The sequence below is a fragment of the Photobacterium frigidiphilum genome (assembly GCF_003025615.1).
Classification (GTDB): domain Bacteria; phylum Pseudomonadota; class Gammaproteobacteria; order Enterobacterales; family Vibrionaceae; genus Photobacterium; species Photobacterium frigidiphilum.
Window position 1 is genome coordinate 65406 of the sequence record NZ_PYMJ01000010.1, and the last position, 12670, is coordinate 78075.

Annotated in this window: 16 protein-coding genes; 5 read left to right on the plus strand and 11 right to left on the minus strand. The window is 41.5% G+C overall.

Features of this window, described 5'->3' with window-relative positions:
• The first annotated feature begins 124 nt into the window (after positions 1 to 124).
• A complete protein-coding gene (rsmF, locus tag C9J12_RS11990) occupies positions 125 to 1555 on the plus strand; it encodes a 16S rRNA (cytosine(1407)-C(5))-methyltransferase RsmF (protein ID WP_107242930.1) in 1431 nt (476 codons plus the stop codon).
• Between the two features lie 245 nt (positions 1556 to 1800).
• Here the strand turns inward: rsmF and C9J12_RS11995 are convergent, their stop codons facing one another.
• The 7 genes from C9J12_RS11995 to C9J12_RS12025 all read right to left on the minus strand — a co-directional run bounded on the left by C9J12_RS11995 (position 1801) and on the right by C9J12_RS12025 (position 5768).
• Positions 1801 to 2049 (minus strand): hypothetical protein, encoded by a 249-nt coding sequence (locus C9J12_RS11995; RefSeq protein WP_107242931.1) that lies wholly within the window; start codon positions 2047 to 2049, stop codon positions 1801 to 1803.
• Between the two features lie 2 nt (positions 2050 to 2051).
• Entirely contained in the window at positions 2052 to 2708 is a 657-nt protein-coding gene (locus tag C9J12_RS12000) for an SCO family protein (protein WP_107242932.1), read from the minus strand.
• Positions 2696 to 3844: an Lcl C-terminal domain-containing protein gene (locus C9J12_RS12005; RefSeq protein WP_107242933.1), complete on the minus strand. Its 1149-nt coding sequence runs from the start codon at positions 3842 to 3844 to the stop codon at positions 2696 to 2698. Before C9J12_RS12005 ends, C9J12_RS12000 begins: the two co-directional genes overlap by 13 nt.
• On the minus strand, positions 3841 to 4578 hold the full coding sequence (locus C9J12_RS12010) for a c-type cytochrome (protein ID WP_107242934.1): 738 nt from the start codon (positions 4576 to 4578) through the stop codon (positions 3841 to 3843). Before C9J12_RS12010 ends, C9J12_RS12005 begins: the two co-directional genes overlap by 4 nt.
• On the minus strand, positions 4562 to 4699 hold the full coding sequence (locus tag C9J12_RS12015) for a TIGR02808 family protein (protein WP_107242935.1): 138 nt from the start codon (positions 4697 to 4699) through the stop codon (positions 4562 to 4564). The genes C9J12_RS12010 and C9J12_RS12015 overlap by 17 nt, the downstream gene beginning before the upstream one ends.
• A gap of 5 nt (positions 4700 to 4704) precedes the next feature.
• Positions 4705 to 5361, minus strand: a complete 657-nt coding sequence (locus C9J12_RS12020) for a NapC/NirT family cytochrome c (protein WP_107242936.1) — start codon at positions 5359 to 5361, stop codon at positions 4705 to 4707.
• A 164-nt stretch (positions 5362 to 5525) separates the two neighbouring features.
• Positions 5526 to 5768: a hypothetical protein gene (locus C9J12_RS12025; protein ID WP_107242937.1), complete on the minus strand. Its 243-nt coding sequence runs from the start codon at positions 5766 to 5768 to the stop codon at positions 5526 to 5528.
• A 198-nt stretch (positions 5769 to 5966) separates the two neighbouring features.
• Between C9J12_RS12025 and C9J12_RS12030 the strand changes: the two genes are divergently transcribed.
• Positions 5967 to 6560, plus strand: a complete 594-nt coding sequence (locus C9J12_RS12030; RefSeq protein ID WP_107242938.1) for an FMN-dependent NADH-azoreductase — start codon at positions 5967 to 5969, stop codon at positions 6558 to 6560.
• Positions 6561 to 6787: 227 nt separating this feature from the next.
• Positions 6788 to 7264: a hypothetical protein gene (locus tag C9J12_RS12035; RefSeq protein WP_107242939.1), complete on the plus strand. Its 477-nt coding sequence runs from the start codon at positions 6788 to 6790 to the stop codon at positions 7262 to 7264.
• A 95-nt stretch (positions 7265 to 7359) separates the two neighbouring features.
• Here C9J12_RS12035 and C9J12_RS12040 read toward each other — a convergent pair whose 3' ends face one another.
• Both C9J12_RS12040 and C9J12_RS12045 read right to left on the minus strand, forming a co-directional pair.
• Entirely contained in the window at positions 7360 to 8724 is a 1365-nt protein-coding gene (locus C9J12_RS12040) for a MipA/OmpV family protein (RefSeq protein WP_107242940.1), read from the minus strand.
• Positions 8725 to 8918: 194 nt separating this feature from the next.
• Positions 8919 to 9224 (minus strand): DUF496 family protein, encoded by a 306-nt coding sequence (locus C9J12_RS12045; protein ID WP_107242941.1) that lies wholly within the window; start codon positions 9222 to 9224, stop codon positions 8919 to 8921.
• A 566-nt stretch (positions 9225 to 9790) separates the two neighbouring features.
• On the opposite strand from C9J12_RS12045, the gene cspE (C9J12_RS12050) reads away from it, so the two are divergent.
• Both cspE (C9J12_RS12050) and cspE (C9J12_RS12055) read left to right on the plus strand, forming a co-directional pair.
• A complete protein-coding gene (cspE, locus tag C9J12_RS12050) occupies positions 9791 to 10000 on the plus strand; it encodes a transcription antiterminator/RNA stability regulator CspE (protein ID WP_006231982.1) in 210 nt (69 codons plus the stop codon).
• A 426-nt stretch (positions 10001 to 10426) separates the two neighbouring features.
• On the plus strand, positions 10427 to 10636 hold the full coding sequence (gene cspE / locus C9J12_RS12055; RefSeq protein WP_006231983.1) for a transcription antiterminator/RNA stability regulator CspE: 210 nt from the start codon (positions 10427 to 10429) through the stop codon (positions 10634 to 10636).
• 97 nt (positions 10637 to 10733) lie between these two features.
• Here the strand turns inward: cspE (C9J12_RS12055) and C9J12_RS12060 are convergent, their stop codons facing one another.
• Positions 10734 to 11660 carry a D-alanine--D-alanine ligase gene (locus C9J12_RS12060; protein ID WP_227876340.1) on the minus strand — a complete coding sequence of 309 codons (927 nt, stop codon included), beginning with the start codon at positions 11658 to 11660 and terminating at the stop codon, positions 10734 to 10736.
• 348 nt (positions 11661 to 12008) lie between these two features.
• Positions 12009 to 12638, minus strand: coding sequence for a LysE family translocator (locus C9J12_RS12070; RefSeq protein WP_107242943.1), 630 nt, complete (start codon positions 12636 to 12638; stop codon positions 12009 to 12011).
• Between the last annotated feature and the right edge of the window lie 32 nt (positions 12639 to 12670).

Genomic DNA, 12670 nt, shown 5'->3' on the forward strand with positions numbered 1-12670 from the left:
TTTGCGCTCCTTTATTTTTAGAAAAATGATAGCAAAAAACCTGTTCAATCAAGCTTGAGCGTTCGATTATTCCTAGTATTTGGTATAGAATCTCGCCCCATTGCTAGTTAATCGAGATAGTCTCTTGAATCCTAAAACCTATATCCCAGACACATTTATTGAAATGATCCGTGAAATCATGCCAGAGCATCTAAGCATGGATGAATTTATCGCATCATGTAGAACACCTTTACGCCGTAGTATTCGCGTGAATACATTAAAAATTAGCGTTGAAGATTTTCTTGTTCGTGTGTCTGATAAAGATTGGACGTTAACACCAGTACCATGGTGTGATACAGGGTTTTGGATTGAACGAGAAGATGAAAAGTCGGTATCGTTAGGCAATACAGCAGAGCACATGGCTGGCTTGTTCTATATTCAAGAAGCAAGCTCTATGATGCCTGTCACTGCATTATTAAAAGATAACGATGCGTTAGATTGTGTACTTGATATGGCATCGGCTCCCGGTTCAAAAACAACGCAAATTGCTTGTGCGATGCAAAACCGTGGCGCATTAGTGGCGAATGAATTAGCCGCAAGCCGTATTAAAGTGCTTCACGCAAACCTACAGCGTTGTGGTGTTTACAATGCAGCACTCACCCACTTTGACGGCTGTGTGTTTGGTGGTTGGGCACCAGAGTCATTTGATACTATTTTGCTTGATGCGCCTTGTTCAGGTGAGGGCGCTATTCGTAAAGACGGCGATGCAATGGCGAACTGGAGCCTAAGTTCCATTGAAGACATCGCAGCCATTCAACGAAACCTTATTATTAGTGCCTTTCAGGCGCTGAAAACAGGCGGCATGATGGTGTATTCAACGTGTACACTTAACCTTAGCGAAAATCAGCACGTCTGCCATTTTTTGAAAGAAACATTTGGTGATGCCGTTGAATTTGAGCCATTAGGCGACCTATTTGAAGGTGCAGAAAAGTCCTTAACAGAAGAAGGTTTCTTACACATTTATCCTCAAATATTCGACAGTGAAGGCTTCTTTGTTGCCCGCATTCGTAAACATGCAGCTGTTGAAACACCTAAAGTTAAAAAACGTATGGGTAAATTCCCATTCACTATTGTTGCAGATGCCGATAAAGCCATAATTGCAGAACAGCTTCAAGCTACACTGAGTATTACTCTACCAGCAGAGAGTGATGTCTGGATACGAGAGAAAGAAGTATGGCTATTCCCTGCGAACCTTCGCCCACTTATCGGTGAAATACGATTCCAACGCATGGGTGTTAAATTAGCAGAGCAGCACAAGAAAGGTTACCGCTGGCAACATGAAGCCGTTATGACTCTTGCAACAGGGAAAGAAGACGTTGCGATCGATTTAGCCCCAGAGCAAGCTAAAGAATGGTTCATGGGAAGAGATATTCGCCCAGAAAACCTTTTAGGTAAAGGTGAGGTCGTAGTGACTTACCGCGACTACCCTATCGGTATAGGCAAATGGGTAGGCAACCGAATTAAAAATGGTCTTCCACGTGAATTGGTCCGTGATACCAACTTATTCGATATTTAATACCATCTAGATAAGCCTTTGACCATTAAACAATCTAGAAGGCAACAAACGGGAAGTAATGTGCAGCTAATCTACATTCTCATTAGTTAAACTGGCAAATTGTAATGTGTGAGCTAACATTGATAGTGTAATCGATAATCATATATTAACCAGTTAGCGCAAGGCTCTCACGAGCCATTCCCCTAAGCCCGAGACAGGAGTCGTTTCGGGCTATTTTTTGTTTGTTTTCTGTGCCCGGCCCATTATTATAAAGTAAACTCCCCAATGACAACTATATTAATGGCAAGGGTCGCAATAACTGGGTAGCCGCTTCTTGCGGGATGACCACCACGCTCACCGTGGCAAATATGACACTGATATTTTTTATAGAGCATCGCTCCATCTAACAGCTCGGCTCTGGCGTTAGCCGAAAAAAATAGGTTTGCAAAAAACAGGATTACAAGAAATACGTTTGAAACAAATACGGCAGGACTCGTATTGGCTATATGCGTCATTCTCACTGATCTAAACTACTTCGCACATAACGTTCCATAACCGTTGCAATCCAGTCCACAGAAGCCTCATGAGGGAAATAAGTCAGAACCTCCCCGTTCGGCCCTATGAAGAAAATTTTCCCGCTATGCTCCATTCTTGTCATACCGTTATCATCCTTTACGTAACGATAGCGAATACCATAGGCGCCAGCCGCACGGATTATCTCCCGTTCTGAACCGGTCAGCCCAATAAAACGCGGATGAAAATTGTGGACGTACTGCTTCATAACAATCAAAGAGCTACGATCTGGATCAAGATTTACAAACAGCGGAGTAATGTTACCGGCGACAGGCTCGATCTTTTTTAGAGCCTGACCAATTGAGAAAAGGACCATTGGGCAAACATCTGCACACTGGGTATAGCCGAAATAAAGGATCACGTATTGACCGAGAAAGTCTCTATCGGTAACAATCTGACCAGTATGATCCGTCAACTTGAATGAACCTCCGAAATCACTACTGAACGGCAGAGCTGGGTACTGTTTTTTTTCTGTATCGGCGACAGCAGAACCGATAGTCGACATAAATATAACAGCTAGAACGATAATCCGGAAAATAGAAGGAATCAGCTCTATACTCACAACCCGATTAGCATCAACACCGACATTTACTCTATCCATTGAACACAACGTGCATACCCCTTAAACCGTCGTGGAGCGCGCCAGTTTCCGCCCAGCATATAGGCCTGTATCCAAGCGTTCTCATGGGCATTATTGATTTCTTTATCCTCGGGCTGAACAGTGGTCTCAGACATAAGGTTTCGCGCAGCATCACGTGTCTCGGGCGTTCGGGACCAATAGTAAGCCTTATAATCCGTATCAGGGAAAACACTCGCGTCTAACGCAGGCTTGTGCCGGTTGAGATCAACAATACTGGTTAGCTCTTTGTTACTGGGTAACTTCCAGTCACGATGACTGGCATAGTTAAGATCTTCACAATACTGAAGCGCCTCTTCCCAGTCGAGTAACCCGCTTTCCACCTTCTTCACCCATATCAGCTTGGCAACCTTCTCCGTCACCGTGCCATCATTATTATCGACATACTCAGGAATAAAATAGGTCCCGTTGTTATCAGCGCGTACACAGCGTGTGGTTTTATAACCACCACGTGGATACCCCATAAAGTGTCCGTCGATAAAGCCTAAATGCCAACCACTATTGTTGTGATCCGGTGCGATAGGACCGGCCCACATCCCCCCTTTGCCGCGATCCCCGTAGCCTGGAATACCGGCAAATACATCCTTGAAATATTTCATATCTATGGTCGGGCGAGCTGCACCATAGTGAGCGATTGTATGCCCCTCTTTCATGTTCGCCATACGCCAGTCGTCATAACCACCCAGTCGCAATTGCTTACAATACTGAACACCCTCGTGATACGGACGACGTCTGGGCTCTCCGTCTTGGTAACTAAATATGTCTTGAGGACGCCACTTCCCCTTCGGCGGCACGGTTTTTTCCCACTTCCAGTTCAGGTGTCGTTCCCACATCAGCCCGGTATTATTATCGATAACTATGTTGCCATCATCGCTAATGGTGAACGACATCGGATTTCTTTGATGATCCCGATCCTCACCACGTACCCAAGTCGTTTCCCTGAACTGCCCCGAATCAGGTAACCTGAATCCTTTGATTGGATTGAGTTTTGCGTAATCAACTTCCTCTATCCCGTCCCGAAGCTTGTAGGGGATCTCTGAAAAAACGGGGCTAGCAAACAGAATGGATACCAACAGCGATACCGTACTCAACGTTCTCATTGTGTATCCCTCGTTTGTTTTTTAATCACGGGTATCACGTGAACATCTTTTGCATAGTGGCCGATGGCTTGTAACATACGAGGCGTCTGAAACAGCGGAGCCATAATATGTTTCATTGCCGACATACCACCGGCACGCCGCCCAGACTCATACGCCTCCAACTGCCGTTTAATATAACCGTACTTAAGACCGACCAATTTAGGTGTGAAAGGATCCCCCACATTTGGGTCGAGCTCTCCCGTGCCTGGGTTGCGCACCCGAAGTCCCATCTGATCATCGCCATGGCAGTTGCCGCAACCGGCAAAGTTAGCCAACCACCATCCATTCATCGCCAACTCGCCGCGCGCCTCGGCGTCCTCTTTACTAGCACCCGTCACGGTGTACTCAATCGTTCCCAAATAGGCGACAATATCTTTGATTTCCTGAACCGTAATATTCGACAATATCGAACGTTTTAACGAGCCGGCAATACCACCACGCGCCATCTTCGGATCATCTGAGAGAAAGGCTTGCATCTGCGTGAGCATATAACCGGAATATTGACCCAGGATATTAGGAATAACATCATTACTGATCTCTCCATACTCTCCATGACAAGTTGCGCATTCACGAATATAGACCTTTTTGCCACTTTCGATATCCTCCTGAGCCAACGTCATCCAAGGGAACAATAGAAATGCAATACTGAGAGAGAACATTTTCATTTTGACGCGCATACTATTCATCGCTTCCATACCCGGTAAGTTCCAGCAAAAAACAGCCAAAAGCGACTGTGATGCAATATCCAATCAAGAGAATTATGGGCAGCGCCGAGTAACCGAGAACATGCCAAATAATAGATTCGAGTGTACTCATACCAATTACTCCAACGTCATCTGGCTATGGTTATAGGGTGGTCTCATGGTCGGCTCTAGCGTATCGGGCGCGATTTCATCTAGCTGTTCAATCTCTGGAAGAACATGAGCAATTCCTTTGTGGCAATCAACGCAGGTAAATTTGCCGGTTTTCAGCATTTCTCTATGCATAAAGACGCCTGGGGCACCTTGTTTGTCGAAGTTCATGAAGGCCTGATCATGGCAATTACGACACTCTAGAGAATCATTTTTCTTAAAACGTTGCCACTCACGTTGCGCCATCGACAAACGGTGCTCAGCAAACTTCTCCGGTGTATTGATCTTATTGGTAATCTTGCCCCAGACCTCTTTACTGGCTTGGATCTTCCGTACGATTTTGTCTACCATTTCATGAGGTACATGGCAATCAGAGCAAACAGCACGAACGCCGGAACGGTTGCTGTAGTGAATACTCTTGGTATAAGACGGGTAAACGTTATCCTTCATTTCGTGGCAACCAATACAAAACGCTTCTGTATTGGTGACGGCCATCGTCCAGTTAAATCCATACCAGAAGATAATACCAGCGACGAAACAGAAGGCCGCCACAATACCCATAGGGACAGAACTTCTACCTTTCAATAATCGCCAATAACGCCGAATGAAATTGTTTTTCTGAGCCATGCCCCCTCCTTTTTTCTTATTATGCTGACGCTATAACTCGCAATATGTTTAATAAGCAGCGTCCAAAAGACTCACTGAATACAAGCAAATTGCATCGCCAACAGAAACCTTTCACTTATGGTGTGGGTAAAAAAAGATTAGATACCAGATTTGATTCAGTCAACTCAACGATTATTTCCAATACTCAGTGCCATGTTTGCGATGGGAGGTGTTGCAACATGATATTGCATTGTGCGTTTGGCGATCTGCGCATGCACAAAACTGCTATCTCGCTGCTCACCTAATACATTTAATTGTTGTTGTTTAGCGTAAAAAGATGAAGTGGTCAGGTTATTTTGGCAGCAAAATAATCTGCATCGCGTTAATGAATACGGCTTAATATTTTCTGACCAAAATTGTCTTAGCATACTCTAACCTTCAGAATTTCGCGTCTAACCCCCAACAAATAAAACAGTAACATCATGATTATTAGCCATAATTACAGCCGAACAATAACGTTCTATTTTTTTGAATAAGACACACAAATTTTTCCACTATCTTCTGCATGCTCTCCCTTTTATAGTTAAACCCATAGCAAACAGCTAATACCGAATAAGGAATACAACATGTCTAATGTACTCGTACTTAAATCAAGCATTCTTGGTGACTACTCACAATCAAATGGTCTTATCGAACATCTTGTTTCTTCATGGGGAAACAGTGTCAGTTCTGTCATTGAACGTGATTTAGTCGCAACACCTATTCCTGTATTAGATGGAGAGATTGCAGGTGGTTTGCGTGGTGGTGATACACTGACTGCTCGTCAAGAAGAAGCCCTTGCACTATCTGATATGCTTATCAACGAATTACAAAACAGCGATACAATCGTTATTGCTGCGCCAATGTATAACTTCTCTGTACCCACTCAGCTTAAAAACTGGTTCGATATTATTGCACGTGCTGGTGTTACTTTTTCATATACTGAAAATGGTCCTGTAGGGCTAATTACAGGTAAGAAAGTGATTGTTGTAACAACACGTGGCGGCATGCACAAAGATGGCCCTACCGATACAATGGTGCCATACCTTAAAACAATCCTTGGTTTCATTGGCTTAACCGATGTTGAATTTGTTTACGGTGAAGCACTCGCGATGGGTGAAGAAATGGCTGCTAAAGGTATTACAAACGCTAAATCTGCTTTAGAAAAAATCAGTGCATAAGCATTGATGCTACCAATAAGTATCGAATGACTAACTTTACTGCCTGCTAAGAATTCTTTTAGCTTTTTGCCTTATCGGATCACATTGTTCGATAAGGCTTTTTTATTTTATGGTGTGATATCTCAACTTCAGCTTTCTCTGCTTTTCTTCTGCGTCCAATCTAGATCAGTATCTGGCAAGCATGCTACTGCATTGATCCAGTCAGAATATAAAGAGAGAGTAATAACGTGATTAAAACAAACCCCTTCATTGGCAACGATACCGACCGTGAACAAATCTGGCACATGCTTGTTAGCCGCGACATTAAAGCATACTGCGATGCAGATTGGTCGCAGGTGGCTGATGATTTCATCGAAGAAGAATTTTATGCAGTGAATGGTAATAAGAACCCTGACCCAGGCACATGGAATTTAGCATTCTCGACGCTAAGTCATTACCGCGATGAATGGTTAAAACAAGCCGAACTTGCTCAGCGAACAGAATATGCAGAGCCATTAGAAGCTGCTGTTCACGCGGCAACAACATTGAATCACATTAGTATAGAAAACGGACGGGCGATTGCGCGTAAACAGTTTAAAGGGGCAATTAAACGCGCTGATGGGCAATCTGACGAGCTATTATGGCAAACGCTATACTATTTAAAAAGCACAGATACTGGCTGGAAAATCTGCGGGTTTACAGGTTACCTTCCCTATACTGAATAACGCTTCTTGTATACGTATTGTGCAAAAAAGCCATGCGACATCCACTTATTTTATTACTCCAGCCGTAAGTAATCGATGCATTGCATGGCTTTCGATTAGAAGCCGAACTGTACGTAAACAGTATTGTAATTACTGCCGCCTTTAATTCTGCCAAACTGAGAAGCAGATTCAAAGATTGCAGAACGGTGATGCAAACTATATCCCACCCAAACATCATCCAACGATTTCTGATTAAAGATATCACCAAGATTTACATCAAAAGAAAAATCAAGGTAGTTTAATAACTTACTTGGCTCGTAGCCCTTACGCTCCATTTCACTGCCTTCGATATAGGTAATCTGACTTGCATAGGATAAACCTTCAGCTAAACCAAAACGCCATTGCACAGGCCAATCGAAAGTGTAATAGGCTTTAATCGCGAGAACATATTCTTGCGATGAACTTTGTACATCTGATTTCCAATGCCACGCAACACCAGGCGTTAAATAGATATCTAACGGTAAACCAAATAGTTCATCAGTAAGCGGATGCCCATAGAAAATGGACGTAAGCTTATTATCAAATTCATCTTTTTCACGGTTAAACTTAAAAATATCGCCAATGTTAGAAGGTGTTGCCCAACCGTGGGCTATGCGCCAATATGATTTGTTTGATATTGATGATTTTACAGGTTTGCTGTCATCACGGAAGAAACCAAAGCCAGCATATAACTCACCTTGCCAATCAGCATCAATCGTCGCTGAATCTCTTACATTGCTATCAAAACGTCTTGCGTATGCGCCGCCCAATAAATACAAATTAGACGCGACATGATAACGCGCAGTGGTGCCAAGTTTTAAATCAATGCCGCCGTCTATAGATTCTTGATTCAGCCCATAGTAGTACGAGTTATAATCTGATTCTTTCCATATTAATGAAGCACTTGGTTGAACTAACCAGTTCCCTTCGTCGTAACGCGCACCTATCGTAGCCACAGAATGAAAGCGCATACTTGAGTCGAACATTAAATCCACTTTAGAATAGATATTCTCATCAATATTAAACTTAAACTGCAGCCCACCATCGCCACTGTCACCACCTATTTCATTTTGGAATGATGAAGGTAAATCAATAAAATGCATTCGAAGAAGTGCATTCATTTCCCACTCATCTTCTCGGTATAGGTTTAACCCGCCTTCAGTACCATGAACAAAAAACCTATCACCTTGATAAAACATCATGGGTACAAACGTGCTAACAGTACTATCTGCAACTGCGCTACTCGTTGAATACGGGATAGACGCCACTCGAACAGCAGCAGCAATACCCCAATTTTGTTCTTCATCTCGCTTATCACGCAGATCTTGTAATGATACAAAGCCTGTTTTCTTGGCGTCTTTTTGCTCTACGTTAGATCCCTCACCACCCGCGAATACGAATACAGGTAATGACAGTACGAAACAAGCCCAGCGTTTTATCAAATTTACATCCCCACAAATGCTACAGATTTACTTATTATTTGATGCAATGGTTATTAACTCACTACTTTATTGTATTAGTTTAACTGTTTAGTAGTAAAAAATGACAAAAAAAAGCCTGATCATGATCAGGCTTATATATCACATTCATTTTACATGACTCAGTTTCTATACGACTACCGAGTACTAAGCATCAATTATTTGTGTGCAATTTCTGCTTTCTTAAGATCTTTTACATTCTTGCTTACTTCACGGCGTTCTTTAGAAAGCTCTGCGCTAACGATGATGTGGTCGTCAACACGATCTTCATAATCACCCTTCATGTTTTCAACAATCTCTAGAATCGCGTCTTGGCTCATATCTGGGCGAATGTAGTCCAATAAGTTTTCTAGCAATTCAACACGCTTGCGGTTGTCACGAATTTTACGGTCGTTATCAAGAATTTCACGCTTCAATTTGTTTTTGCGGCGTGTTTGGCGTACTAGCTCAAGGATGTTGTTCATTTTTTGTCCCTTAATAAAAATATAAATCTATCTGAACTGACTTAATGCAAGATCTTATTCGGTGGTTATAACACACCAATAGATCACTTAATCACTCAGTTCATTATCACTGAAATCGTTATAACAGAAATTCGTATAAAACCTCAAGCAATACCACCAGCATTATGCTTTTTACGGAAAAGATATTCGAATTGCACTTAATTAGTGCTCACTAGAATCTACTGATTCTAAAATGGCTTCCTTGATTTCGTTCAAGATAATCGAACTATTGTAACAAATGATTATGACAAACATAGGCACCCCTAAAATTTAGACATTCATGCCTACCGATATGTGAATTAACCCGCAAAATCTTCACACGATTATTTGCATTTGGCATATAAGTGCCTACTCTTCTAATAGGTTAATACGTTTTTGACAGTAATATCGCAATCTGAACAATGAAAACTTCGTGTAACATTTCTACTATAGATTAGTTATCTTGAAGATATTCACCGTTTCAATTTGCACTACTCGTTAAATGGTTATTGCCTATAACAGTTGATGTAGAAAAATCAGGAGACAACATGTCTAAAGCAACAGGTACCGTTAAGTGGTTCAATGAAGAAAAAGGTTTCGGTTTCATCACACAGGATAACGGCGGTGCTGACGTATTCGTTCATTTTCGTGCCATTACGGGCGACGGCTTTAAAACACTAGCCGAAGGTCAAAAAGTTTCTTATGAAACTGAGCAGGGACCAAAAGGTTTACAAGCTGCAAATGTAGAAGCTATCTAATTGTAGATACCTTTTATATAACAGTTTATAAAATAGGGCTTTTTAGCCCTTTTTTCCGTTATTTCACCAAGTTAATTAACAACCTTGACCCAGCCCATCATTTTCATTGCATTCCTGGTCTAACCTCTTAAATTAATACGCTTTTTAAATGGGCAAATGTTATTTTTGTCACATTTTTGATGATAAGTCATTTAAACCATTTGTAACCCCTTGCCCCTCTTCCTGGGCTATGGCTTAATGGAGTTCGGCTTGTAATGCAGAAATATTTATGCCGCAAATTGAAATAGAAAACTTCGTTCCGCTACTTAGTAATAAGTGTTGTTGTCCTGAAGAGCTTCAAACTTCTTTTGTCCATAAGTAATACATTATGTTGGCTTAAGTGCGCAATAATGCGTAATAACACAATACAAATTCAGGAGACATAAAATGTCTAAAACAACAGGTATCGTTAAGTGGTTTAACGACGAGAAAGGTTTCGGCTTCATCACTCAAGATAACGGCGGTGCTGACGTATTCGTTCACTTCCGTGCAATCACTGGTGACGGATTCAAATCTCTTGCTGAAGGTCAGAAAGTATCTTTTGACGTTGAGCAAGGCCAGAAAGGTCCTCAAGCTGCAAACGTTGAAATCGCATAATTCGCTAATTAATTAGTGATCTTAAAAGGGTATCTTACGATACCCTTTTTGTTTTATAGCAATCAGCATTTAGTCAACACGCAATGCGAGGCATGACTTAACAAATATCGTCATATTTTGCAGAATCGAGCAACGATGAAATAACCTGCTCAAAGCTTAGCCCAGCTTCTTTTGCTGCCATTGGAAATACACTTCGTGTTGTCATTCCTGGAATCGTGTTCATTTCAATCAAGAAAACGTCGCCAGATTCATCCAAAATAGTATCTACCCGACCCCAGCCACGACATCCAAGGGCATTATATGCGTTTAACGCTAATGCTTGCATATCGCGTTCTTGTTCGCTCGTTAGATCACTAGGGCAATGATAAGTCGCACTCTGACTGCCAAATTTCGCATCATAATCAAAAAACTGCTCAGACCGAATTTGAACAATGGGTAATGTTTTACCATTAAGCACTGCACACGTATATTCACGACCAGCAATAAACGATTCAATCAAAATATCATCATCATATTCAAAGGCAGTGATCACCGCCTCTAAGAGGTCAGCATTATTGTCTACCTTTGACACACCAATGCTGCATCCTTGAGATATAGGTTTAACCACTACAGGGCAAACAACACTCGACAACTGTGCTTTAATGTCTTCCATCGGTGCATGCTTATGAAGGGTTACCCAATCAGCACTCTTTAAACTATTACTTTGCCAAATTTCTTTACTATTGAGCTTATTTAAAGACATTGCAGAGGCTAATGTACCACTGCCGGTATAAGGAATTTTAAGCAAATCTAACAATGCCTGAATATGCCCGCTTTCCCCTATTCCGCCATGTAACGCAATGAACACTTTATCTAGTTTGAAAAATCCCATCAGGGTGACATCAATGTGCTTAGGGTCAATTGAAATAGCTTCATGACCCAACGATTCAATCGCTTTTACTACACACTCACCTGACTTTAAGGAGACTGCTCTTTCGCTAGACTCCCCTCCAAGTAATACTCCAATACGCATTTTATTAGACAATCCTGTAGCTCATTATATTCACTGCTATAAATAATATATTAATCTGTCAATATGCACACTGGTCAGTATGCAAAAAGTGAATGTATGTATACTTTTTTAGACATCCTTTTGATTAAACACATGTAGTTGTTTAATTAAAAAGCAATTAGTAGGTAAACTCAATACATAGTTACAGCACCAAATAAGTGACGCCGTCACTTAAAGCAACGCGATAACATGAAAACGCGATCAATAACTTATGTCGGTATTATCACACTCGCTTCATGCATCTCATTTTCAGTTGCAGCGAAAACAACATCACAGGTTTATGTATAAGCCTGCGAAGGCCGTTTTAATGTGGTTTGCTTTCTAAAGCATCATGACTCTTATGCCAAACATGGCAAATAAACCACCAGTAATATAATCAACAATACTTGATATTCGGCTATATACTCCTTTCGCTGAGTTGTGCGAAAAAATCACAGCAAGCGTAAGGTGCCAACATAATGTAATTGATGACATTATTAGCATAATAGTAAACATCAACCCCACAGTAATTTCTTGAGGCATTGAAACACTGAATAAACTAACGACAAAGAAACCCGTTTTTGGGTTTAAAATACTGGTGATAAATGCAGATAAAAAGACCTTTCGTTTTGAGGGAAATACTACCTGATGTGCATCTGTTGCATTTACCCTCTTTTTATCTAATCGTGCACGGTAAATCTGACGTATGCCTAGGTAAAGTAAATAGCTTCCACCAAAGAACTTCATTACCCAAAATAATTGAGGGAAAAGAGAAAATAGAATGATAAGTCCTGAGCCTCCAAAGAGCGCCCATAACAATATCGCTGAACTGACCCCAAAGGCTGAAAACGTTGCAAGTTTACGATCATAATGGAGTGCAGTATTAATGGTAAGCAGCACATTAGCCCCCGGTGTCACAACCGCTAATATCCAGATAAGAACGACATGACTAACAACCAATAAATAATCCATAGCTCATTTTCCTAAAGTGCTATCAAATGCCT